Source organism: Formosa bonchosmolovskayae (assembly GCF_051016085.1).
In the GTDB taxonomy this organism is placed as follows: domain Bacteria; phylum Bacteroidota; class Bacteroidia; order Flavobacteriales; family Flavobacteriaceae; genus Formosa.
Map to the genome: position 1 here is coordinate 770,613 of NZ_CP174605.1, position 22,174 is coordinate 792,786.

Here is a 22,174-nt window from a genome sequence, read left to right on the forward strand (position 1 = left end):
AATTTAACTTTTTACCGTTTTACTGGGTTTAATCAGCATACGTTTTATTTCATTCAGCTTCATTAATGCTTCAACCGGCGTTAATGTATCGATATCTGTATTTATAATTTCGTCTTTAATATTTTCTAAAAGCGGATCGTCTAGATTAAAGAAACTTAACTGTAAATCGTCCGACAAGGTTTTCACTTTATCTGTAAGTTCTTCGCTAGAATGCGATTTCTCTAACTTCTTTAAAATCGTATTTGCACGATGCAATACTTGTTGTGGCATTCCAGCCATTTTAGCCACATGTATACCAAAACTGTGCTCGCTACCACCTTCTACCAATTTACGTAAAAACAAGACATTGTCTTTTAATTCTTTTACCGAGACGTTAAAGTTCTTGATTCTCGGGAACGTTTCGGTCATCTCGTTTAATTCGTGATAATGCGTGGCAAATAACGTTTTAGCTTTTGCAGGATGCTCGTGTAAATATTCACTAATAGCCCAAGCAATAGAAATCCCATCGTAAGTACTGGTTCCTCGTCCGATTTCGTCTAGCAAAACCAAACTACGTTCGGACATATTGTTTAGAATAGAAGCTGTTTCGTTCATCTCGACCATAAATGTCGATTCTCCCATCGAAATATTATCGCTCGCACCTACTCTAGTAAATATCTTATCGACTATACCTATTCTAGCGGATTTAGCAGGCACAAAACTCCCGATTTGAGCAAGTAATACAATAAGTGCCGTCTGACGTAAAATTGCCGATTTACCAGACATGTTTGGCCCGGTAATCATGATAATTTGCTGAGACGAGCGGTCTAAAAATACATCGTTAGCAATATAAGGTTCGCCTATTGGTAATTGCTTTTCAATTACGGGGTGACGCCCTTCAGCAATTTCTAAATCGAATGTGTCATCTAAAACAGGATACACATAATTATTATCGGTTGCCAATTGTGCAAATCCGCACAAACAATCTAATTGCCCAATTAAAAATGCATTTTGCTGAACAGGTTTAATATACTGACTCATCCACGACACTAAATCGGCAAACAGTTTTTGTTCAATAGCTAAAATGCGTTCTTCTGCTCCTAAAATTTTGGCTTCGTATTCTTTTAATTCTTCAGTAATATAACGCTCGGCACTGACCAAGGTTTGTTTTCTAATCCACTCTTCCGGAACTTTATCTTTATGCGTGTTTCTAACTTCTATATAATAACCAAAGACGTTGTTAGACGCAATTTTTAAAGACGTTATTCCCGTACGCTCGCATTCGCGCTCCAACATAGCATCTAAATAATTCTTTCCTGATGTCGATAAGCCACGAAGCTCGTCTAACTCGGCCGAAAATCCTTCAGCAATTGTATGCCCTTTTAAGACATTAACCGGTGCCTCTTCATTTAAAGTCTGTTTAATTTTCTCACGCAACACATCGCAACTCTGTAATTTATCACCTATAATTTTCAAGGCATCGTTACTCGATTGAGACGCTAATGCTTTTATGGGCACAATGGCTTCTAGTGAATTTTTAAGCTGAATAACCTCACGCGGACTCACTTTTGCAGTAGCCACTTTTGAGATTAAACGTTCTAAATCGCCTATATGTTTTATATGCTGACGCGTTTTTTGATGTGTGTCTTGTTCTTTAGTTAAGAAATCGACTACCTCATGACGTTGTTTAACTTTTTCAGCATCTTTTAAGGGCAGTGCTAACCATCGCTTTAATAAACGCCCGCCCATTGGCGAAATGGTTTTGTCTATAATATGCAATAAGGTAACCGCATTGTTATTGGTAGAATTATACAACTCTAAATTACGCATGGTAAAACGGTCCATCCACACATAATCATCTTCTGCGATGCGAGAAATAGAGGTAATATGCTCTAATTTATTGTGCTGTGTTTCGCCTAAATAATGCAACACAGAACCCGAAGCAATAATCCCTTCTTCTAAATTTTCAACCCCAAATCCTTTTAATGTTTTTGTGTTGAAATGTTTCAATAAGGTTTCATTGGTATAATCGGTTTGATATACCCAATCTTCTAAATGAAACACATGATAATCGTCTCCAAAAGCGCCTTTAAAAAGATTACGTTTTTGCTTAGATACTAATATTTCACTCGGATTAAAATTCTGAAGTAACTTATCGATGTATTCTTCGTTTCCTTGCGAGGTTAAAAACTCCCCCGTAGAAATGTCTAAAAAGGAAATTCCGATATTCGTTTTTCCAAAATGTACCGCACACAAAAAGTTATTCGATTTCGATTTTAACACCTCATCGTTAAGCGATACACCTGGCGTAATTAATTCTGTAACGCCACGTTTTACAATGGTTTTAGTTTGCTTTGGGTCTTCTAACTGGTCGCAAATTGCAACACGTTCGCCAGCTTTTACCAATTTTGGTAAATAGGTGTTTATAGAATGATGCGGAAATCCGGCCAATTCTATCTCACTTTCGCTTCCTGCACCACGTTTTGTTAGCGTAATATCTAAAATTCCTGCAGTCTTAACCGCGTCTGAACCAAAGGTTTCATAAAAATCGCCTACACGAAATAGCAACAAAGCATCTGGATACTTTGCTTTAATCGCATTATACTGTTTCATTAACGGCGTTTCTTTTTTCGTTTTTTTTGCCAAGGGTAAGACGTTTTTTAGTGTTATTTTTGCATTTTAAATACCGTTGCAATGTAACCATAATTTGATTTTTTTGAAAATATGTTCACGCCTATTCAGAAAATCAATAGAATTAAAGAATACAGAAATTTAATAATATGCGTAAATTAAAAAATAGCGAGTTAGATAGATTAAGTGTTGAAGATTTTAAAGACACTAAAAAAACACCGCTAATTATAGTCTTAGACAACATTAGAAGTTTAAATAATATTGGTTCTGTATTTAGAACGAGTGATGCGTTTTTGATTGAAAAAATTTACCTCTGTGGCATTACCGCAACACCACCACATAAAGACATACACAAAACAGCTTTAGGAAGTACAGAAACTGTAGCTTGGGAATATGCTGAACGCACATTAGATGTGGTTGAAAAATTACAAGCTGAAGACGTAAAAGTTTTAAGTATTGAACAAGCCGAAAACGCTACCATGCTTGATACCTTTACTCCGGAAGCAGACACCACTTATGCCTTAGTCTTTGGAAACGAAGTAAAAGGTGTGGCTCAAGATGTTGTTTCTAAAAGCGATATGGTGATTGAAATCCCGCAATTCGGGACCAAGCATTCATTAAACATTTCGGTAAGTGCTGGTGTTTTAATTTGGGATGTATTCAGTAAAATGAAAACTTTAAATTAAGCATTAATTTGTTCTAGAACAGCCAAATAATCGGCGCGATTGGCTACAAAATCCATATCGGAAATATCGATAATTTTGACTTTTAATTCCGTTTGATTTTTTAAGAATTCAAGATACCCTAAATTGATTTTATTAAGATAATCGTCTTGAATGTGTTGCTCGTAATCGCGACCGCGTTTTTTAATATTTTGCTGAAGACGCTCTGTATTTTGATATAAATAAATGTACAAATCGGGTTTTGCGATTTCTTTATACATAATATAGAACAACTTTCTGTAGAGCTTAAACTCGTCTTCTTGCAGAGTAATTCTTGAGAAAATTAAAGATTTAAACACATCGTAATCGCTAACTATAAAATCTTTAAATAAATCTAACTGAGATAAATCGTCTGAAATTTGCTGATAACGGTCTGCCAAAAAAGACATTTCTAAAGGAAACGCATATCGTGGTGCATCTTCGTAGAATTTCGGTAAAAACGGATTGTCGGCAAAACGCTCTAAAACCAACTTGGCATTAAAATCTTCAGACATTTTAGTTGCCAAACTTGTTTTCCCTGCACCAATATTTCCTTCAATAGCAATAAAATTTTGATGAGAAAAATTAAAACGCGTAATCGGATTTACTAACTTCTGAGGTATCGGAGTTAATACGCTTGTATCTTCACAAACCTCTAATAACGACTTCACCGATTGCTTTAAAACAGGATGTTCAAATTTCGAGGCAATATCGCTTAAAGGCAAGATTACAAAACAGCGTTTTTGCATTTCAGGGTGTGGCACCTTTAATAATTCGGTATTTATAATTTCATCTTCAATAAAGATAACATCCAAATCAATTATGCGTGCTTCATAACCGGCACCTTCTGTTCGTGTACGACCTAATTCTGTTTCAATATCTAATAAGGACTGCATAACCTCATCGGATTCAAGCTCGGTTTTAATAATTAAACACGCATTTAAAAAAGGGTCACTTTCAAAACCAAAAGCAGGCGATGTATATACTTTCGAAATATTTTCTACAGAACCCACACGGTCGAACATGCGATTTACAGCCAATTGTAAATTCTGAAACTTGTCTCCTTTATTGCTTCCTATAGATATGTAAACGTATTTTGCCATGAACTAAAATATGGGCAAATTAAAGAAAAGTAATTTACTTAAACTTGAATTTCGCTATTTAAAGACAGATAAAAATTCAACGTAAAATTAGAGTCTTTTAATTATGAAAATGTGATTTCGAAATTAAATATGTAGGTTTGTTTTTGAAACTTAGACACATGAATAAAAAGGACCTTTTTCTAGCACATCGTATATACCTGTTATTGGGTGCTTTATTCATGACCTCTTTAGTTGTTTCGAATCTTATCTTCCAGAAATTCTTTTATTGGTACCCATTTAACATCACTATTTTTGGCGCCAGTTTATTTGAAATCTCTGTTGGAATTCTTCCTTACCCAATTACATTTTTAATTACCGACTTAATCAGTGAGATTTATGGTAAAAAGGCCGCCAACCAGGTTGTAATTACTGGGATTTTTGCCTCTGTCTTTTCAATGTTCATTATTTATGCTTCCGATGCTGTTCCCGCAACATCTTGGTCGCCGGTAAACGATGACAAATTTACGAGTGTTTTTGGAAGTACCATAATTGCTGTTTTGGCTAGTATGATGGCTTATTTATTTGCACAATTTATCGATATTCAGATTTATCACTACTGGAAAAAACTTACAAAAGGGAAACATTTGTGGTTACGCAACAATTTTTCCACTTTTTTATCACAATTTATCGACACTTTTACGGTTTTATTGCTACTTTGTTTTTTTGGTAAACTAGAATGGACTAAATTTGCCGGGTTATTAATCAGCGGATTTTTATTTAAAGTCTTAATGGCTTTATTTGATACTCCGTTTTTATATTTAGGCGTTTATCTATTTAGAAAACGTTTCAATCTAAAAGTTTCCGATGAAATACAACTTTTTTAAGGCATGAATTTTGCTCTTCTAAGGTGTATTTACAAAAATCTAGCTTATTAATTCATTTTTAATGAATTAATTGGTGTTTTATTAGGATTTGTTAAAAATTCGGTTACATTGATAGATACGCACAAAACTAAAACAGATACATGAGGCAATTAAAGATTACAAAGCAAGTAACGAACAGGGAATCTAAATCGTTAGACAAGTACTTACAAGACATAAGTAAAATGCCATTAATTACAGCCGAAGAAGAGGTTGAATTAGCGCAACGTATACGAGAAGGAGACCAAGTAGCTTTAGATAAATTAACAACATCTAATTTACGATTTGTAGTTTCAGTTGCAAAACAATACCAAAATCAAGGTTTAACTTTACCTGATTTAATTAACGAAGGTAATGCTGGTTTAGTAAAAGCAGCAAAGCGTTTTGATGAAACACGTGGGTTTAAGTTTATCTCTTATGCCGTTTGGTGGATCCGTCAGGCTATTTTACAAGCTTTAGCAGAACAGTCTAGAATTGTAAGATTACCGTTAAACAAAATTGGTTCTATTAACAAAATTAATAAAGCCTATTCATTTTTAGAGCAATCGCATGAGCGTCCGCCAAGTGCAGATGAAATTGCAAACGAATTAGACATGACTGTTAGTGAAGTAAAACAGTCTCTTAAAAATTCTGGTCGTCATTTATCAATGGATGCACCATTAAAAGAAGGAGAGACGTCTAGTTTGTATGATGTTGTTAAGTCTGGTGAATCACCAAACCCTGACAACAACTTAATGTACGAGTCATTAAATCTTGAAATTAACAGAGCATTAGACACTTTATCTCCAAGAGAAAGTGATGTGTTGCGTTTGTTTTTTGGATTGAGCAATGAAGCACCAATGAGTTTAGACGAAATTGGAGAAACATTCGATTTAACTCGTGAGCGTGTTAGACAAATAAAAGAAAAAGGAATTAGACGTTTACGTCATAGTTCTAAAAACAAAATATTGAAAACTTATTTAGGATAATCCTAAAAACTTATTAATAATTACTTAAAACCAGATTAGATGCTTAAAATTATAGTAAAAGAAGGTGAACAAATCGATCGCGCCCTTAAACGTTACAAGAGAAAACACAGAAACGTAAAGGTGATGCAAAACCTAAGAGAAAATCAATTTTTCACAAAGCCTTCTGTTAAGAAAAGAAGAGAAAACCAAAAAGCGGCTTATATCCAAAACTTGAGAGATCAAGAAGATATTTAATTGTCGACTTTATATAGAGAACAAAAACACGCTCCGATATTTATATCTGAAGCGTGTTTTTTTTTGTTTTAGCTTATACTTATAGAGACATACATACCTTCGTTACCTCGAATATTACAAACCGTGTCATCTTCAAAAATAAGATACTGCCCTTTTACTCCTTTTAAAACACCAGTATATTCGAGCATTTTTTCAATATTAAGAGATTTTGGCTTTGTTGGGTATTGAAGCACAGGGAAATCCATCTCCGTTTCCGGATTAGAATCTATAAAATATGCTTTGGCCTCTTCTGGAATATACGCTTTCAATTTATTTTTCCATTCTACTAGATCCTCATCTTCCACTTCATTTTTAAGCATCGTTCTCCAATTGGTCTTATCAGACACATGGTCTTTTAAGGCGACCTCGGTAATTCCTGCTAAATATCTGTTAGGAACCTCTACAACCTCTATGGCTTCATGTGCCCCTTGATCGATCCATCGTGTTGGCACCTGACCTTTTCTTGTAACTCCTACTTTTACCTTACCGGAATTGGCTAAATACACAATGTGCGGTTGTAATTGAACGCGCTTTTCGAAGGCTAAATCCCGATCTTCTTCATCTAAATGGGCTTTACTTAATTCAGGTTTCATGATCCAATCTGCTGCCTGAGGCACTTCAAAAAAACAGCTCTTACAATAACCTTGTCTGTATATTTTTTTGTCTAATCCGCAATTCAAACATTGATATTTTATAAATTTAATATTTAATGTTTTATTTAGTAACTGATTCATATTTAAAAAGTCAGAATCGAAAACTAAATAATATTGAATAGGCTTAGCATATTCGGTTTCCATTTTTGTTAGAACACCCTCGTAAGTCATAAAAAAAGTATTATTTTTAGTTCATAAATATAATGTAAATATGCCAATTACTATAGTAAACTCAATTGCCTCTTGGTTTCTAAAAAAGCGATTCCATCAAATTGAACTATTTTTAAAATACCCAAATGAGGTGCAGCAAGAATTACTATTAAACTTAATTTACACTGCTAGAGACACTAAAATTGGTAAACAGCATGAATTTCGTACTATAAAAAATTACAAAACCTTCGCAGAACGCGTACCTATTTCTACATACGAAGATTATCAAGATGTGATTGAACGTGCACGCGTAGGCGAACAAAACATTTTTTGGCCATCGCACATTAAATGGTTCGCTAAATCTAGCGGTACTACCAATGCTAAGAGCAAGTTTATACCCGTAAGTTCTGAATCTTTAGAAGATTGTCACTATGCCGCAGGAAAGGACATGCTTTGCATGTATTTAAATAACAATCCTGATTCGCAGCTATTTACAGGAAAAGGACTTCGGTTAGGCGGTAGCAAAGAATTATACAAAGAAAATGGTACGGTCTATGGCGATTTATCGGCCATTTTAATAGACAATATGCCTTTTTGGGCAGAGTTTAGCAGTACACCTAGTAATAAGGTTTCGCTAATGAGCGATTGGGAAACCAAGATGCAAGCTATAGTAGATGAAACGATATTAGAAAATGTAACGAGTTTTGCAGGTGTTCCTTCCTGGATGTTAGTCCTCTTAAACAATGTTCTAGAAACTACTGGAAAAGGTAATTTACATGAGGTTTGGCCTCACTTAGAAGTGTATTTTCATGGCGGTGTAAGCTTTACCCCTTATGCCGATCAATATAAAAAAATACTACCTGATCCTAGTTTTAAATATTACGAAACCTATAATGCTTCTGAAGGTTTCTTTGCCATACAAGATCAGAATGATACCAAGGATTTGCTACTTATGTTAGATTATGGTATTTTCTACGAGTTTATCCCGATGGATACATATGGTACTGTGAATCAAAAAATTATTCCACTGGCAGAAGTTGAATTGAAAAAAAACTACGCCATAGTAATTACCACAAACGCAGGACTATGGAGATATAAAATTGGAGACACCGTTAGATTTACTTCGCTTTCTCCTTATAAAATAAAAGTATCAGGGCGGACAAAACACCATATTAATGTATTTGGAGAAGAATTAATTATCGAAAATGCAGAAGATGCTCTAAAAAAGGTGTGTAAACGTACAAAAGCTGAAATTGTAGATTATACTGCTGCACCAATATTTATGGTGGGCAAAGAGAAAGGCGCGCATGAATGGATTATAGAATTTAAAAAAGCACCTAGCGATATTAATTATTTTAACGAACTACTTGATAACGCATTAAAGGCTTTAAATTCCGATTATGAAGCCAAACGTTATAACAACCTGACATTAAACAAACCCAAGATCCATATTGGAAGACCTAATTTATTTTACGATTGGCTTAAACTACACAACAAACTAGGTGGCCAACATAAAATCCCAAGACTTTCAAATTCCAGAGAATATATTGACGAATTATTAACCTTAAACACTATTCCTACTTCTTATAATCAACTATAATTAAGCAGAAGTGATCAGTTTATCGTCGATTCGTGTACATATAACTAAAAGATAGCTTTATTCTTTTATAACACACAGATACACAGTATATTTATTATGCTATTAATTAACATCTACTTATCATAGTGTGTCACAATATTTCACACCGATTAAACAAAAAAACCACTCAATTGAGTGGTTTTTTTTATTTTATACAATTCTAAAAGTATTAAGACACAGCTTTCAACTTCTTAATTGTTGTTTTATTTAATTTGGTTTCGGTATATGCTTTTGTAACTCTAAGTTCCTTCTCTTCAGAACCAGGAAGTTCGAACATGGCATCGGTTAAAACCTCTTCGCATAACGAACGTAATCCACGAGCACCTAACTTATATTCTATTGCTTTTTCAACAATAAAATCCAAAGCACCATCGGTGATATGAAATTCAATATCATCCATTTCAAACAACTTTTCGTATTGCTTTATAATGGCATTTTTAGGCTCTGTAAGAATGGCTCTTAGCGTTTTAGCATCAAGCGGATCCATATATGTTAATACAGGTAAACGCCCAATAATTTCAGGAATTAATCCGAAGTCTTTTAAATCCTTTGGAATAATATATTGCAATAAGTGGTTCTGATCGATAATATCGTCTGACTTAGAAGCACTATACCCTACAGCTTGCATATTTAAACGTTTAGAGATATTACGTTCGATACCATCGAAAGCACCTCCTGCAATAAATAAAATGTTTTCCGTATTCACTTCAATAAACTTCTGATCTGGATGCTTACGACCTCCTTTTGGCGGTACATTTACAGTGGTTCCTTCTAAAAGTTTCAATAAAGCTTGTTGCACACCTTCTCCAGAAACATCTCTAGTTATAGATGGATTATCGCTTTTACGAGCAATTTTATCTATTTCATCAATAAAGACAATTCCTTTTTCAGCTTTTTCTAGACTGTAATCCGCAGCTTGCAATAAACGTGTTAAAATACTTTCTACATCTTCTCCAACGTATCCAGCTTCTGTTAACACTGTAGCATCTACTATAGCTAAAGGTACATTTAACATTTTAGCAATGGTTTTAGCCATTAATGTTTTTCCCGTACCTGTTTGCCCAACCATCATGATATTACTTTTCTGTATTTCAATATCGTCTTTAGAAGGCGATTGTAACAGACGTTTGTAATGGTTATATACAGCGACCGACATTACTTTTTTAGTCATATCCTGACCAATAATGTACTCGTCTAAAAATTCTTTAATTTGAAGTGGTTTACGCAACATTAATTCGGCAGACAATTCACTATTATCTGTTTGCTTAGATTCCTCTACAACAATACCATGTGCTTGTTCGATACAACGATCGCATATATGCGCATCTAAACCTGCTATTAATAAACTAGTTTCAGGTTTTTTTCTTCCACAAAACGAACATTCTAATTCTTCCTTTGCCATAAATCTTTTTAAATTTCACTTTTAAATATCAGCTAAATGCTAATATTTTTTTTTGAATTATATTAGCTTCTCACTAATATTTCATCAATCATACCGTATTCTTTAGCTTTATCGGCTTTCATCCAGTAATCACGATCACTATCAGTATGTACTTTGTCGTAACTTTGACCAGAATGCTTACTAATAATCTTATACAATTCCTCTTTCAATATTAAAATTTCACGAGCTGTAATTTCAATATCACTAGCTTGTCCTTGGGCTCCACCTAAAGGCTGGTGAATCATTACACGAGAGTGTGTTAAACCACTACGTTTTCCTTCTGCTCCTGCACATAATAAAACAGCTCCCATAGACGCCGCCATACCTGTACAAATGGTTGCTACATCTGGCTTAATAAATTGCATAGTATCGTAAATACCTAATCCCGCGTATACACTTCCTCCTGGAGAGTTAATGTAAATTTGGATGTCTTTATTAGCATCTGTACTTTCTAAGAACAATAATTGCGCCTGAATAATATTAGCCACTTGGTCGTTAATTCCAGTACCCATAAAGATAATACGATCCATCATTAAACGTGAAAACACGTCCATAGATACCGCATTCATTTGGCGTTCCTCAATAATGTTCGGAGTTAAATTGGTAGGATACATACTCCCAATAATTTGGTTGTAATATGTACTACTAATCCCTTGATCTTTTATAGCGAATTTTTCGAATTCTTTTCCGTAATTCATAATGTTCTTTTAGATTAAAAAAATGAATAAAATAGGCGTTGAATAAAACCTATTCAACGCCTAAATATAATGATTATTCTTTAAAACAGTTGACTTATTTGTCTCCGTAAACTTCTTTAACAAAGTTTTCGTAAGTCACTTCTTTCACTTCTAAATTTGCTTTTTCTTTGTACACATCTAATAGTCTCTGACTAACGATTTGCTCAGAGATACGGCGTGCTTCTTCTTGATTACCAAGAACACGAGCTGCAATACCTTCTAATTCATCGTCTGATGGATTTAATTGACCAAATTGAGCCATTTGTGCTTTAATCATGGTTTTTGCATGATCTTTTATATCATCCATAGTAATTTGGATGTTATTAGCTGCAATTAATTTACCTTCGATTAATTGGTAACGCATACTTTTTTCAGACTTTTCAAACTCTTCTTTAGCTGCGGCATCGTCAAGAGCTGTTTCACCTGACGCTTGAATCCATTTTTGTAAAAATTCTGCTGGTAAATCGAATTTTGTACTTTCTATTAAATATTCAGTAATATCGTTTAAAAGCTTTTGATCGGCTTGTTGTACGAATTGCTTTTCAGCATCTTCTTTAATCTTATCTTTTAAATCGGTTACAGATTTTACAGAACCATCGGCAAATAATTTGTCGAATAATTCCTGATCTAAATCTGCAGCTTCACGTTTGTTAATCTCAGAGATAGTAAAAGTAACTTCAATTTCTAAACCATGAGCATCGTCGTGAGATACTTTTAAAGCATGCATTAAATCGTGATCGTCTTCATAAAGACCTTTAGTTTTAAGTGTAATAACATCACCAACTTTAGATCCTATAAATTTCTTTGGATTCGCTTTTCCTTTAAGTTTATCTAAAGTTAAAGTAATTGTATTTTCGATCTCTTTCTCTTCGTTTTTAAAAGTTCCAGTAATTTCACTGTCTTCTTCTACAACGTCTTGAGGAATTAATTTTCCGTATTGTTTTTTGATGTTCTCAATTTGTTCGTCGATCATTTTATCGTCTGCAACAATATTATATTGAGTAATCGCTTTATCTCCTTTTAATTCAACTTCAAATTCTGGAGTTAAACCCAATTCGAATTCAAATGTAAATGCTTCAGCATCCCAATTGATACCTTCTTGAGCCTTAGGAAGTGGTTGTCCTAATACATCTAATTTTTCTTCAGTTAAATACTTGTTTAAAGCGTCTTGTAATAATTTATTTACTTCGTCTACTAATACAGCTTTACCGTATTGCTTTTTTACCATTCCCATTGGTACATGACCTTTTCTAAAACCAGGAATGTTAGCTGTTTTTCGGTAATCTGTTAAGATTTTATCTACTTTTTCGCTATAGTCTTCTTTAGCGATATCAACTTTTACTACAGCATTTAATGCATCAATGTTCTCTCTTGTAATATTCATTTTAAATGATATAAAACCCAAAGCGGGCATTTAACATAAAGTTTCTGTCCTTATTTTCTTACAAAATAAACAGATTCTCATTGGTTTTTTAAATTAAAAACGGGCTGCAAAAATAAAACATTTTTGCAACCCTACAAAGTTTTTAACGTCTTGTATTTCAGACTATTTTTTATCGTCTCCAATAATACCGTATAAAATGGATTGAAGTATGGTAAGTAATATACTAAACAAAATACCAGACCAAATTGAATCCACATGAAAACCACCAACTAAATATCCTGCTAATAGGATAATTACCCCATTAATTACAAATAAAAATAACCCTAAAGTTATAATGGTAATTGGGAAGGTTAATATCTGAAAAATGGGTTTCACTAAAATATTTAATACCGCTAAAACTAGAGCAACAATAATAGCTGTAATATAATCGTCTACGTGTATACCCGATAAAAACCGGCCTAACAATAGGACGATTAACGCGGTTACTAGAAATTTAATAATTTGTTGCATACTGTTATTTTTTAATGAATTTACATATTTTTTACGAAACAAAATCAATCACCGCATTATAAAAATCTTCAGGATTTTCGGCATGCAACCAATGCCCAGCATTCTTAATCGTGACAATATTGGCTTTAGGAAAATGTGTTTTTATAATACTTTCGTCTTGTAGCGCTATATATTCCGATTTATCGCCACGCAAAAACAAGGTATCTCCAAGAAATTCTGCATGTATAGGTAATGCTTCTCCCACTTCGGAAACATTTTCTGTTAACGATTCTACATTAATACGTAAACCTAATTGTCCTTTTTCTACCCAATATAAATTCTTTAGTAAAAACTGACGGGTTCCAAAATCGGTAACATACTGTGACAGTTCTTTATCGGCAGCACCTCTAGATCTTAGTTCAGAAAAATCTAAGGCTCCTAATCCGTTTAAAATAGCATCGTGGTGTACGGGATAAAATCTAGGCGAAATATCGGCAACTAATAATTTAGAAACATATTCGGGATATTTCGTTGCGAATAACATGGCTGTTTTTCCGCCCATAGAATGTCCTAAAAGTACAATATCTTTTAAATGATTGGTATCGCAATAGCTTTTTAGGTCTTCTACCAATAGTTCGTAACTAAAATCGTCACTATGAAAACTTCTTCCATGATTTCGTTGGTCTAAAAGATGAACCTGATAATTTTGCTCGCTAAACTTAGTACCTAACGTTTTCCAGTTATCGCTCATCCCCAAGAAACCATGAAGAATAATAAAAGGTGTTCCTTCTCCTAATATATTTGAATGTAATTGCATTACTTTTTATTTTAAACTATTTACTTCAGTTTATTTAAATACATATTGACTACGTTTTCAATACCTAAATATAAGCTTTCAGAAATTAAAGCATGTCCAATTGAAACTTCTAACAAACCAGGGATATTATCTTTAAAAAATTTAATGTTATCTAAAGACAAATCGTGACCTGCATTTATTCCCAAACCTAATCGTTCGGCTAAAACCGCACATTCTCTGTAAGGTAATATACTTTCCGAATTTCCCAACCCGAACTGATGTGCAAAGGCCTCTGTATATAACTCGATACGATCGGTACCAGTTTCTTTCGCGCCTTCAATTTGTTTTAAATCCGGATCTACAAAAATAGATGTGCGTATATTATTTTGTTTGCACTCCTTAATAATATCAGTAAGAAAATCTTTATGCTTAATAGTATCCCATCCTGCGTTAGACGTAATCGCATCGTCGCCATCTGGAACCAAGGTAACTTGTGTAGGTTTTATTTTTAAAACCATATCCATAAACTTTTTAATAGGATTTCCTTCAATATTATATTCGGTATAAACTTCAGATTTTAAATCGAACGCATCCTGATAACGAATATGGCGTTCATCCGGTCTTGGATGAATGGTTACACCTTCGGCTCCAAACCGCTGTACATCTTTTGCAAATTGAACAACATTTGGCAAATCACCGCCTCGAGAGTTTCTTAGCGTGGCTATTTTATTAATATTTACACTTAACTTTGTCATGACTCCTATTTTAATAGCACAAAAATACAAAGTAGAAGAGGCTTATTGTACTATTTTTTAATTAATTTGCACACATGTAAATTAGGATAAAATGAATCTTTCCGAATATATTATAAACGATATTAAACCGTTAAGTACGGCAGATAAAATTAGCGATTTACAATTGCTCTTTAATCAGCTTACCTATACCCACATCCCCATTAAAAACTCAGAGAACATCTATATTGGCTGTCTGTCTGAAACCGATGTGTATTGTTTTGAAAAGGATAAATTTATTCAAGATTACAGTTATGCTTCCGAAGGTTTTTTTGTGCGTGAAGATGCTATTTGGCTAGATGTATTAGAAACATTTGCTCAAAATTCGTCTAATATTATGCCGGTTTTAGATGCCAACAATACGTATTTGGGCTATTATGAGCTAAACGATATCATTACATTATTTAACCAAACACCTTTTTTTGCAGAAGATGGAGGCACTTTGGTTATTGAAAAAGGATTGGATGATTATTCATTTAGCGAAATTTCTCAAATCGTAGAATCTAATAAAGGAAAACTTCTTGGGGCTTTTATTTCTAAAATGCAGAACAATTTAGTACAGTTTACCCTGAAAATTGGGAATGCGAGTTTAAACGATATTATTCAAACGTTTAGACGTTATAATTACAGCATTATTTCTGGCCACGAAGACGATAGTTATATTGAAAACCTTAAAGATCGATCGGATTATTTAAATAAATACCTAAACATGTAATTATGAAAATAGCCATTTTCGGACAATTTTACCATAAAAACTCAGATGTTCCAGTAGAGACATTACTTAGACATCTCTTAAAAAAGAATGCCGATATCCATATCGAACGCCACTTTTTTGAGTTAATACATAGTGAAATTGAAGACGATCAGAAATATGATGTTTTCAAAACCTTCGATATTTTAGATGCATCTTTCGACCTATTAATAAGTATTGGTGGTGATGGTACTATTTTACGTGCTGTTACGTTTGTAAAAGATTTAGGCATCCCAATTGTAGGAATTAATGCCGGGCGTTTAGGTTTTTTAGCTACTATTCCTAAAGAATATATAGAAAAAGCGATAGACGATATTTTAAACGGAAACTACAGAATTTCGGAACGTAGCTTACTCTCTATTACAACCTCTCCAGAAAACGAAGATATAAAAAACATGAATTTCGCTTTAAACGAAATTGCTGTTAGCAGAAAAGATACAACTTCTATGATTACCGTAGAAACGTATTTAAATGACGAATACTTAACATCCTATTGGAGCGACGGATTAATAATATCGACACCAACAGGATCTACAGGGTATTCTTTAAGTTGTGGCGGACCGGTTATTACACCAGACACCAATAGTTTAACATTAACACCAATTGCACCTCACAATTTAAATGCGAGACCTTTAGTTATAACAGATTCAACAGAAATAAAATTAAAAGTTAGCGGTAGAGAAAACACCTATTTAGTGTCTTTAGATTCCAGAATCGCCACCATACATAACGAAACTATTTTAACCATTAAAAAAGCCGATTTTAATGTAAAGATGATAGAACTATTAGACGAAAGCTTTTTAAATACGCTCAGAAAAAAACTATTGTGGGGAGAAGACAAACGCAATTAAACAATAATATAGCGCTAATTCAGTTTTTACACTAGTACAATTGCATTCAATTTGTTAAGTGCATATCTTATTTGTTATATTTGCAAACTTTGAAACTTTATGAAGTATATAATAATACTTATTTTAAATATTTTATTTATAAACGCAAGTTATTCGCAAACACATGAGTTGGGTGTATTTATGGGAGGTAGCAACTTTATAGGAGATGTTGGCTCGACCCGTTTCTTTTCGCCTAAAAAACTTGCCCTTGGAGGTGTGTATAAATGGAATAGAAGTCCGCGATACGCTTGGAGAATTTCAGGAATAATTACTAATCTGGAAATAATAGATAGAGCGTCTGAAGATAATAGCCGTATTCAACGTGATTACGAAACTGTTAAAACTATAGGAGAAATATCTGCTGGAATCGAATTTAATTTTTTCGAATTTGATTTACATAAAACAGGTTTACACCAAACACCTTATTTATATACAGGTATTAGTGCAGCGACGTTTAAAGATGTATACATAAACGATCAAGACCAACTTAAAGAACGTGTAAAACCTGCAATAGGAATACCGATAATCTTAGGTTACAAGCTTAAATTAAATCATTCCTTTATTGTAGGAGCAGAAATTGGAGCACGATATCTGTTTACCGATAATTTAGATGAAAGTGACATATTTAAAGAAGCAACAGATTCTGATCCACAAATAGATATGCGATTCGGAGACTTAAACAATAACGATTGGTATGTATTTACCGGTTTTACACTAACTTATACTTTCGGGAGACAACCTTGTTATTGCGATTAATTAAAATACATTTTGAAAGACAACATTATTAAAGATAGATTACCCAAACATATTGCCATTATTATGGATGGTAATGGACGCTGGGCAAAACAAAAAGGTTTCTTGCGAGCAATTGGCCACGAAAACGGAACCAAATCTGTTCGAGAAACGGTAGAATCATCTGCAGAATTAGGTATAGAAAACCTTACTTTATATGCCTTCTCTACAGAAAACTGGAATCGCCCGAAATTAGAAGTAGACACTTTAATGAAGCTTTTAGTAAGTTCTCTTAAAAAAGAAATTAAAACACTTCAAGACAATAATATTAAACTAAATGCCATTGGAAGTTTAAATTCGTTACCTCCAAAGGTGTACAAAGAGTTGCACGAAGTTATTTCTAAAACCGCAAATAATACACGAATGACCCTTACATTGGCACTAAGCTACGGGTCTAGAGAAGAATTAATTTCTGCAGTTAAAGAAATAAGTGATAAAGTTAAAAATAATATAATTTCTTCTGAAAGTATTGACGAAGTTGTTATAAATAAGCATCTTTACACGCAAAATTTACCCGACGTAGATTTGCTTATACGCACTAGCGGCGAACAACGCATAAGCAATTTCTTACTTTGGCAAATCGCCTATGCCGAACTATATTTTACAGATGTACTTTGGCCAGATTTTACTAAGCAACATTTGTATGATGCTATTATTGATTATCAAAAAAGAGAACGCCGTTTTGGAAAAACAAGTGAACAACTTAGCTAATTCATTATCATTGAAAACATATTTACCTTACATTTTTATTTTACTTTTTGCATTAACAACATCGGTTGTTAACGCCCAGATAGCTCAACCTACTGGAGAAAAATATACCATTTCGGATATCACTGTCTCTGGAAGTTCTAGTTTTAGTGAACAAACCATTGTAACATATTCTGGTCTTAGAAAAGGTTCCGAAATTTTAATCCCTGGAGAAGAAATTAGCGAAGCCATTAAGAAACTTTGGAAATCTGGACTATTTAGTGATATCGAAATCTATATTAAAGATGTAAAAGATAATACAGCAAGTTTAGAGATACACTTATACGATTTACCTGCGCTTCATAATTTAAAAATTACCGGTGTTAAAAAAGGTAAATTCGATGAAATTATTGAAGATAACAACCTAAACGAAGGAGTAAAAGTTACCGAAAATTTAATTACAACCACGAAGAACTATCTAGAATCTAAATACAGAAAAGATGGTTTTTACTCTACTAAAGTAAATATAAATGTTATCCCTGTTGTAGATTCATTAAACTCTAAACCTGGTGTAAACATGGTTGTGGCCATAGATAAAGGTCAGAAGGTTAAAATTAAAGACATCGATTTTATTGGAAACACGGTACTTTCAGATTCCAAACTTGCTTCTAGTATGAAAAACACTAAAAAGAAAGTGTTTGGTCGTGTTTGGAAACGTTCAAAATTTATAGAAGACGATTATAAAACGGATTTAGTAAGTATTATAGATACGTATAAAGAAAATGGATATCGAGATGCTCGAATTATTTCTGATAGTATTTTCGTTAATAACGACGAGACCATTTCAATTAATATCAACGTTGAAGAAGGTGAGCAATACACTTTTGGTAAAATTGATTTTATTGGAAACACAGTATATACAGACCAATATTTAAATGCTATTCTGCGCGTTCGTGAAGGAGATACTTATAATGGTGTTTTATTAGAAAAAGGAATTGCAGACGAAACCAGACCAGATGGTCGCGACATAACAAACGAATATCAAAATCACGGATACCTTTTCTCTACCATTAACTCTGTAGAAACGAATGCCAATGGGAGAGTTATTGATATGGAGATTAGAATCTCGGAAGGAAAACCTGTTCATTTTAACGATGTATCTGTAGTTGGAAACGAAAAAACAAACGACCACGTTATTTACCGTGAATTACGTACACGTCCAGGCGAATTATACAGTAAGGAAAATGTGGTAAGAACGGTACGTGAATTAAGTCAGTTGGGATATTTCGATGCTGAACAATTAACTCCAAATTTCAACAACCCAAATCCTAACGAAGGAACTATCGATATGGAATACGCCGTTGTAGAAACAGGATCTAGCCAGATCGAACTACAAGGTGGTTACGGTGGAGGTGGATTTATTGGAACCTTAGGGCTTTCATTTAACAACTTCTCATTAAGAAATATATTTAATTTAGAATCGTACAAACCATTACCAATGGGAGATGGTCAAAAACTATCGCTACGTTTACAAGCGAGTCAGTTTTACAGAACCTATAGTTTCTCATTCTCAGAACCATGGATGGGTGGAAAAAAACCAGTACAATTCTCTACATCGATCTCATATTCTAATCAGTTCTTATACGACTCTAGTACAGGAGAAGCAGATACAGATAGACGATTTAACATCTTAGGTGTTACCGTTGGTTTAGCAAAACGTTTAACCGTACCGGATGACTTTTTCACCTTATCGCAAGCAGTAAGTTTCCAACATTATAACCTTAAAAACTATAGCACAGGATTATTTACATTTGCCGACGGATACTCTAACAGTTTAGCTTATACACTTGGATTAACAAGAAATAATACATGGAACGACCCTGTTTTCCCTTTAGGAGGATCTAACTTTAACGTAAGTGCTAAACTATCTTTACCATACTCTTTATGGAATGGTGTAGATTATGATGCGCTTGCAACAGAACGTGCCGAAGAAGAATCTATTTATTACGATCCAGATGCTTCTGCGTCTGAGCAAAATGAGGCTTATACACGTATGGGAGAAATTGACCAAGAACGTTTTAACTGGTTAGAATTCTACAAGATTAAATTTAAAGGGGAATGGTATACGAGTATTATTGGTAAATTGGTATTAAAACCAACAATAGAATTTGGATATTTAGGTGCATACAACCAATCTAGAGGTGTTATTCCTTTCGAACGTTTTTACTTAGGAGGAGATGGTCTAGGAAGTTATAGTTTAGATGGTAGAGAAGCTGTTGCATTACGTGGTTACCCAAACCAATCTATACAACCTGTAGACAGAGACGGTAACACTACCGACGACGGAGCAGCCATTTACAACAAATTCTCTTTAGAATTACGTTACCCAATTACTTTAGCAGCATCGGCAAAAATCTATGCGCTTACCTTTGTAGAAGGTGGAGCTGCATTTAATACCTTTAGAGACTACAATCCATTCCAATTAAAACGATCTGCTGGTGTTGGATTACGCGTATTTATGCCTGCATTCGGATTATTAGGTATAGACTTTGGTTATGGTTTCGATGCGTTACCAGGACAAAGTGAGCCTAATGGTTGGGAAACACACTTTATTATTGGACAACAGTTTTAATTTGGCATGATATTTTCTATAAGACTTTATGTATTTACTTCGTGATTTAAAAGTTATAAAGTTAAATTTTGTTAATTTTGAAAACTTTAATTCAGGAGGAGACAGAATAATTTAATTCATCTGTCGTTTGTAAAGTTTAGTAGTTAATAATCTTATTAAAATGAAACAGATGAAAATACACGTTCTTTTTTTAATGACTGTAGTTGGTTTACTAAGTCTTACCACGCAAGCGCAACGCGGTGTAAGAATTGGGTATATTGATACAGAATATATTTTAGAACATATTCCTGAATACCAAGATGCCACAAAACAATTAAGTGATAAAGTCCAGCGTTGGAAAGCAGACATCGATGTAAAATTAAAAGATGTCGACCAAAAGCGTAAAGACTTAAGTAATGAAAAGGCACTGCTAACAACAGAACTTTATGAAGAGCGTAAGGAAGATATAGACTTCGAAGAAAAAGAAATATTAGACCAGCAACAAAAACGATTTGGTCCAAATGGAGATTTAATGATTCAGAAGAAGCAATTAATTCAGCCTATCCAAGATCAAATATTTTCGGCGGTACAAGATATAGCGGCTAGTAAGCAATATGATTTTATATTCGATAAATCGGCAGATTTAGTCATGCTGTATTCCGAAAAGCGCTACGACATTAGCGAACTTGTTTTACGATCTATAAACAGAACTTCTAAACGTCAACAAGCCCAAACCAAAGACGAGCGTCGCGCTGCTGCAGCCGAAGATATTGTACCAGATTACAATCCGGAATTAGAAGCTAGAGAAAAAGCGCAAGCAGATAAACTTTTGGAACGTGAGCAACTTGAAGCACAACGCCGTCAAGATATTTTAGACGAGCGCGCTAAAAACAAACAAGAAGCATTAGACCGCAGACAAAAAATTCTGGACGACAGAGAAGCTGCAAAACAAGAAAAATTAGAAGCACGCAATAAAGGTGCAGAAAATTCAGAAAATAATGATAAATTAGCGCCTTCTGAGAATATAACAGAAAACAGTAATGCAACAGCACCTACTGAATATGACTTAGAAGACAAATCGGAAGCCAATACTGAAACAAAAACTAAAGAAGAATTAGCCGAAGAACGTAAACAACAAAAAATTAGAGATCGCGAAGCTCGAGAACAAGAACTAGAAGCACGTAAACAACGTATTTTAGAAGAACGTAGGAAAGCAAAATTAGAACGTGAAGCTCTAGAAAATAATAACGAAGAATAATAATTAACAATTTATAACACAATTAATACTTTAAAAATGAAACAAATTAAAACACTTTTAATAGCAACAGCTTTATTTATTGGGGCTACATCTTTTGTACAAGCACAAAGTAAGGTTGCCCATATAAGTACTCAAGAATTAGTTACATCAATGCCAGAAATGAAATCTGCTCAAGCGCAAATAGAGAAATTAGGAAAAACCTATGAAGCTGATATTAAAAATATGGCTACAGAACTTGATACTAAAGTAAAGCAATACGATGCTGAGTCTGCTACAAAAACTCAGGAAGAAAATGCTAAACGTGTTCAAGAAGTACAAACAATGGAACAAAATATCCGTCAGTACCAACAACAAGCTCAAAAAGATATGCAACAAAAAGAAATTGACTTATTAAAGCCAATTACTGAAAAAGCTAAAGCTGCAATCTTAAAAGTAGCAAGAGCTCAAGGTTTTGATTATGTATTAGACGCTTCTCAAGGTGGTGGTGTAATCATGGCAGATGGAAAAGACTTATTATCGGATGTTAAAAAAGAATTAGGTTTCTAATTTAA

The 22,174-nt window shown here is 33.8% G+C and carries 21 protein-coding genes; 12 read left to right on the forward strand and 9 right to left on the reverse strand.

Going from position 1 to position 22,174, the window contains the following annotated elements; all coding sequences use genetic code 11:
• Positions 1–3: 3 nt before the first annotated feature.
• A complete protein-coding gene (gene mutS / locus ACKC83_RS03225; protein WP_434037010.1) occupies positions 4–2,625 on the reverse strand; it encodes a DNA mismatch repair protein MutS in 2,622 nt (873 codons plus the stop codon).
• Between the two features lie 134 nt (positions 2,626–2,759).
• On the opposite strand from mutS, the gene ACKC83_RS03230 reads away from it, so the two are divergent.
• Complete coding sequence (locus ACKC83_RS03230) at positions 2,760–3,296, forward strand: RNA methyltransferase (RefSeq protein WP_434037011.1); 537 nt, start codon at positions 2,760–2,762, stop codon at positions 3,294–3,296.
• On the opposite strand, the gene folK is transcribed toward ACKC83_RS03230, so the two are convergent.
• A complete protein-coding gene (gene folK / locus ACKC83_RS03235; RefSeq protein WP_434037012.1) occupies positions 3,293–4,414 on the reverse strand; it encodes a 2-amino-4-hydroxy-6-hydroxymethyldihydropteridine diphosphokinase in 1,122 nt (373 codons plus the stop codon). The two genes, ACKC83_RS03230 and folK, sit on opposite strands and share 4 nt — an antisense overlap.
• A 158-nt stretch (positions 4,415–4,572) precedes the next feature.
• Between folK and ACKC83_RS03240 the strand changes: the two genes are divergently transcribed.
• From ACKC83_RS03240 to rpsU, 3 genes are all read left to right on the forward strand, one after another.
• The gene (locus tag ACKC83_RS03240; protein WP_414036638.1) at positions 4,573–5,277 is read left to right on the forward strand and encodes a queuosine precursor transporter; all 705 of its coding nucleotides are present in this window, start codon (positions 4,573–4,575) and stop codon (positions 5,275–5,277) included.
• Between the two features lie 140 nt (positions 5,278–5,417).
• Positions 5,418–6,281: a sigma-70 family RNA polymerase sigma factor gene (locus ACKC83_RS03245; RefSeq protein ID WP_057777960.1), complete on the forward strand. Its 864-nt coding sequence runs from the start codon at positions 5,418–5,420 to the stop codon at positions 6,279–6,281.
• Between the two features lie 39 nt (positions 6,282–6,320).
• Positions 6,321–6,515 (forward strand): 30S ribosomal protein S21, encoded by a 195-nt coding sequence (rpsU, locus tag ACKC83_RS03250; protein ID WP_318496787.1) that lies wholly within the window; start codon positions 6,321–6,323, stop codon positions 6,513–6,515.
• Positions 6,516–6,583: 68 nt separating this feature from the next.
• On the opposite strand, the gene ACKC83_RS03255 is transcribed toward rpsU, so the two are convergent.
• Positions 6,584–7,378 (reverse strand): DUF2797 domain-containing protein, encoded by a 795-nt coding sequence (locus ACKC83_RS03255; protein WP_434037013.1) that lies wholly within the window; start codon positions 7,376–7,378, stop codon positions 6,584–6,586.
• A 40-nt stretch (positions 7,379–7,418) separates the two neighbouring features.
• Here ACKC83_RS03255 and ACKC83_RS03260 point away from each other — a divergent pair, with 40 nt between their 5' ends.
• The gene (locus ACKC83_RS03260; RefSeq protein ID WP_434037014.1) at positions 7,419–8,957 is read left to right on the forward strand and encodes a GH3 auxin-responsive promoter family protein; all 1,539 of its coding nucleotides are present in this window, start codon (positions 7,419–7,421) and stop codon (positions 8,955–8,957) included.
• A 208-nt stretch (positions 8,958–9,165) separates the two neighbouring features.
• Here the strand turns inward: ACKC83_RS03260 and clpX are convergent, their stop codons facing one another.
• The 6 genes from clpX to ACKC83_RS03290 all read right to left on the reverse strand — a co-directional run bounded on the left by clpX (position 9,166) and on the right by ACKC83_RS03290 (position 14,598).
• Entirely contained in the window at positions 9,166–10,398 is a 1,233-nt protein-coding gene (clpX, locus tag ACKC83_RS03265) for an ATP-dependent Clp protease ATP-binding subunit ClpX (protein WP_414036635.1), read from the reverse strand.
• A 62-nt stretch (positions 10,399–10,460) separates the two neighbouring features.
• Positions 10,461–11,135, reverse strand: coding sequence for an ATP-dependent Clp endopeptidase proteolytic subunit ClpP (clpP, locus tag ACKC83_RS03270; protein ID WP_414036634.1), 675 nt, complete (start codon positions 11,133–11,135; stop codon positions 10,461–10,463).
• A gap of 94 nt (positions 11,136–11,229) precedes the next feature.
• Positions 11,230–12,558: a trigger factor gene (tig, locus tag ACKC83_RS03275; protein ID WP_434037015.1), complete on the reverse strand. Its 1,329-nt coding sequence runs from the start codon at positions 12,556–12,558 to the stop codon at positions 11,230–11,232.
• A 162-nt stretch (positions 12,559–12,720) separates the two neighbouring features.
• Positions 12,721–13,068: a phage holin family protein gene (locus ACKC83_RS03280; protein ID WP_414036632.1), complete on the reverse strand. Its 348-nt coding sequence runs from the start codon at positions 13,066–13,068 to the stop codon at positions 12,721–12,723.
• A 31-nt stretch (positions 13,069–13,099) separates the two neighbouring features.
• A complete protein-coding gene (locus tag ACKC83_RS03285) occupies positions 13,100–13,864 on the reverse strand; it encodes an alpha/beta fold hydrolase (RefSeq protein ID WP_434037016.1) in 765 nt (254 codons plus the stop codon).
• A gap of 20 nt (positions 13,865–13,884) precedes the next feature.
• Positions 13,885–14,598, reverse strand: coding sequence for a pyridoxine 5'-phosphate synthase (locus ACKC83_RS03290; protein ID WP_434037017.1), 714 nt, complete (start codon positions 14,596–14,598; stop codon positions 13,885–13,887).
• 91 nt (positions 14,599–14,689) lie between these two features.
• Between ACKC83_RS03290 and ACKC83_RS03295 the strand changes: the two genes are divergently transcribed.
• The 7 genes from ACKC83_RS03295 (at position 14,690) to ACKC83_RS03325 (ending at position 22,169) form a co-directional block, all read left to right on the forward strand.
• Positions 14,690–15,349: an acetoin utilization protein acuB gene (locus tag ACKC83_RS03295; protein WP_434037018.1), complete on the forward strand. Its 660-nt coding sequence runs from the start codon at positions 14,690–14,692 to the stop codon at positions 15,347–15,349.
• 2 nt (positions 15,350–15,351) lie between these two features.
• The gene (locus tag ACKC83_RS03300) at positions 15,352–16,236 is read left to right on the forward strand and encodes an NAD kinase (protein WP_414036628.1); all 885 of its coding nucleotides are present in this window, start codon (positions 15,352–15,354) and stop codon (positions 16,234–16,236) included.
• A gap of 99 nt (positions 16,237–16,335) precedes the next feature.
• Positions 16,336–17,031 carry a DUF6089 family protein gene (locus tag ACKC83_RS03305; protein ID WP_434037019.1) on the forward strand — a complete coding sequence of 232 codons (696 nt, stop codon included), beginning with the start codon at positions 16,336–16,338 and terminating at the stop codon, positions 17,029–17,031.
• Between the two features lie 63 nt (positions 17,032–17,094).
• The gene (locus tag ACKC83_RS03310; RefSeq protein ID WP_414036810.1) at positions 17,095–17,778 is read left to right on the forward strand and encodes an isoprenyl transferase; all 684 of its coding nucleotides are present in this window, start codon (positions 17,095–17,097) and stop codon (positions 17,776–17,778) included.
• On the forward strand, positions 17,711–20,386 hold the full coding sequence (locus ACKC83_RS03315) for a BamA/OMP85 family outer membrane protein (protein WP_434037020.1): 2,676 nt from the start codon (positions 17,711–17,713) through the stop codon (positions 20,384–20,386). The genes ACKC83_RS03310 and ACKC83_RS03315 overlap by 68 nt, the downstream gene beginning before the upstream one ends.
• A 169-nt stretch (positions 20,387–20,555) precedes the next feature.
• Positions 20,556–21,623, forward strand: coding sequence for an OmpH family outer membrane protein (locus tag ACKC83_RS03320; protein WP_434037021.1), 1,068 nt, complete (start codon positions 20,556–20,558; stop codon positions 21,621–21,623).
• A 36-nt stretch (positions 21,624–21,659) separates the two neighbouring features.
• Positions 21,660–22,169, forward strand: coding sequence for an OmpH family outer membrane protein (locus ACKC83_RS03325; protein WP_414036624.1), 510 nt, complete (start codon positions 21,660–21,662; stop codon positions 22,167–22,169).
• The last annotated feature ends 5 nt before the right edge of the window (positions 22,170–22,174 follow it).

Coding starts and splice junctions, on each gene's coding strand:
- ACKC83_RS03255 (WP_434037013.1), bottom strand. CDS start 7,378: ATGACTTACGAGGGTGTTCTAACAAAAATGGAAACCGAATATGCTAAG.
- clpP (WP_414036634.1), bottom strand. CDS start 11,135: ATGAATTACGGAAAAGAATTCGAAAAATTCGCTATAAAAGATCAAGGG.
- ACKC83_RS03320 (WP_434037021.1), top strand. CDS start 20,556: ATGAAAATACACGTTCTTTTTTTAATGACTGTAGTTGGTTTACTAAGT.
- clpX (WP_414036635.1), bottom strand. CDS start 10,398: ATGGCAAAGGAAGAATTAGAATGTTCGTTTTGTGGAAGAAAAAAACCT.
- ACKC83_RS03315 (WP_434037020.1), top strand. CDS start 17,711: ATGATGCTATTATTGATTATCAAAAAAGAGAACGCCGTTTTGGAAAAA.
- ACKC83_RS03285 (WP_434037016.1), bottom strand. CDS start 13,864: ATGCAATTACATTCAAATATATTAGGAGAAGGAACACCTTTTATTATT.
- ACKC83_RS03290 (WP_434037017.1), bottom strand. CDS start 14,598: ATGACAAAGTTAAGTGTAAATATTAATAAAATAGCCACGCTAAGAAAC.
- ACKC83_RS03295 (WP_434037018.1), top strand. CDS start 14,690: ATGAATCTTTCCGAATATATTATAAACGATATTAAACCGTTAAGTACG.
- ACKC83_RS03230 (WP_434037011.1), top strand. CDS start 2,760: ATGCGTAAATTAAAAAATAGCGAGTTAGATAGATTAAGTGTTGAAGAT.
- ACKC83_RS03260 (WP_434037014.1), top strand. CDS start 7,419: ATGCCAATTACTATAGTAAACTCAATTGCCTCTTGGTTTCTAAAAAAG.
- ACKC83_RS03310 (WP_414036810.1), top strand. CDS start 17,095: ATGGATGGTAATGGACGCTGGGCAAAACAAAAAGGTTTCTTGCGAGCA.
- ACKC83_RS03280 (WP_414036632.1), bottom strand. CDS start 13,068: ATGCAACAAATTATTAAATTTCTAGTAACCGCGTTAATCGTCCTATTG.
- folK (WP_434037012.1), bottom strand. CDS start 4,414: ATGGCAAAATACGTTTACATATCTATAGGAAGCAATAAAGGAGACAAG.
- ACKC83_RS03300 (WP_414036628.1), top strand. CDS start 15,352: ATGAAAATAGCCATTTTCGGACAATTTTACCATAAAAACTCAGATGTT.
- ACKC83_RS03325 (WP_414036624.1), top strand. CDS start 21,660: ATGAAACAAATTAAAACACTTTTAATAGCAACAGCTTTATTTATTGGG.
- rpsU (WP_318496787.1), top strand. CDS start 6,321: ATGCTTAAAATTATAGTAAAAGAAGGTGAACAAATCGATCGCGCCCTT.
- ACKC83_RS03240 (WP_414036638.1), top strand. CDS start 4,573: ATGAATAAAAAGGACCTTTTTCTAGCACATCGTATATACCTGTTATTG.
- tig (WP_434037015.1), bottom strand. CDS start 12,558: ATGAATATTACAAGAGAGAACATTGATGCATTAAATGCTGTAGTAAAA.
- ACKC83_RS03305 (WP_434037019.1), top strand. CDS start 16,336: ATGAAGTATATAATAATACTTATTTTAAATATTTTATTTATAAACGCA.
- ACKC83_RS03245 (WP_057777960.1), top strand. CDS start 5,418: ATGAGGCAATTAAAGATTACAAAGCAAGTAACGAACAGGGAATCTAAA.